The following is a 1,426-nucleotide window of genomic DNA, read 5'->3' as shown; positions in this document are numbered from 1 at the left end:
GCGTGCCGATCGGGTCAAGCTGATCTTCTGGGACGGCACGGGCATGGTGCTGGTGGCCAAGCGGCTGGAGGATGGCAAGTTCCGTTGGCCCGGCGTGCAGGACACGATCCTGCGACTGAGCGCGGCGGAGCTACAGGCCTTGCTCGAGGGGCTCGACTGGCGGCGCGTTCACGAGCCCCGCCACACTGCCGTGCCGACGGCGACGAGTTGACTCGCTTGGCGCAAACCAGTCGCAAGCTGCGGGCGTCTATGATTCACTGCGCTTGTGAGCGTGCAAGCCGATACCCTGCCTGACGATCCCGGCCTGCTCAAGGCGATGCTGATCGCTGAGCGGATGGAGAGCGAGCGGCTGCGCCAGATCGTCCGGGAGTTCCAACGTCATCGCTTCGGGCGGCGGTCCGAAAGCCTGTCCGAGGATCAGCTTCAGCTTGCGCTGGAGGATACCGAGCAGGAAGCGGCGTCGGGCCAGGCCGGGTCCGAGCAGAAGACCCCAGCCGAGCGCAAAGCGCGCGCTGCCCGGCGCCGCACCAACCGCGGCGCGCTGCCGGCACACCTGCCGCGGGTCGAGACGGTGGTCGATGTGACGAGCACCGTCTGTCCATGCTGCGCGGGGACATTGCACCGCATCGGCGAGGACGTCTCGGAGCGCCTAGACATCGTGCCGGCCCAGTTCCGAGTGCTGGTGGTGCTCCGACCGAAGTATGCCTGCCGGGCTTGCACGGATGTGGTGGTGCAGGCGCCGGCTCCGGCCCGACTGATCGAAGGCGGGCTGCCCACCGAGGCGACCGTCGCCCAGGTGCTGGTCTCGAAGTTCGCCGATCATCTTCCGCTCTATCGACAGGCCCAGATCTATGCCCGCCAGGGCATTGCCCTGGATCGCTCGACCCTGGCCGACTGGGTGGGGCGCGCGGCCTTCCTGCTGCGGCCCGTGCACGAGCGGCTGCTCGACAAGCTGAAGGCCTCGCCGAAGCTGTTCGCCGACGAGACGACGGCGCCAGTGCTCGATCCGGGGCGCGGCCGGACCAAGACCGGTCAGCTCTTTGCCTATGCCAGGGACGACCGTCCATGGGGCGGCACGGATCCGCCGGGCGTTGCCTACGTCTACGCGCCGGATCGCAAGGCCGAGCGGCCGATCGCACACCTGAGCGGCTTCAAGGGTATCCTGCAGGTCGACGGCTACGGCGGCTACAAGGTGCTGGCCAAGCGGGGCGACGTGCGGCTTGCCTTCTGCTGGAGCCACGTGCGTCGTCACTTCTACGAGCTGGCCAACGCTGGCCCAGCGCCGATCGCCGCTGAGGCGCTGACGCGCATTGCAGCGCTCTACCGGATCGAGGACGAGATCCGTGGCCGATCCGCCGACCAACGTCGTGCGGTCCGCCAGGAGCGCAGCCGGCCTCTGGTCGAAGACCTCGAACCGTGGCTGCGC

At 68.7% G+C, this 1,426-nt stretch carries 2 protein-coding genes; both read left to right on the top strand.

Going from position 1 to position 1,426, the window contains the following annotated elements; genetic code table 11:
* Nucleotides 1–211, top strand: a 211-nt coding sequence (gene tnpB, locus RSO01_RS46735) for an IS66 family insertion sequence element accessory protein TnpB (protein WP_147157467.1), incomplete at its 5' end; no start/stop codon positions are given.
* Between the two features lie 105 nt (nucleotides 212–316).
* Nucleotides 317–1,426, top strand: a 1,110-nt coding sequence (gene tnpC / locus RSO01_RS46730) for an IS66 family transposase (RefSeq protein ID WP_147157468.1), incomplete at its 3' end; no start/stop codon positions are given.

The sequence above is a fragment of the Reyranella soli genome, from assembly GCF_007992495.1.
GTDB lineage: Bacteria > Pseudomonadota > Alphaproteobacteria > Reyranellales > Reyranellaceae > Reyranella > Reyranella soli.
The sequence above is the reverse complement of the archived record's forward strand: the minus strand, read 5'-3'. Positions and strand labels throughout refer to the sequence as shown.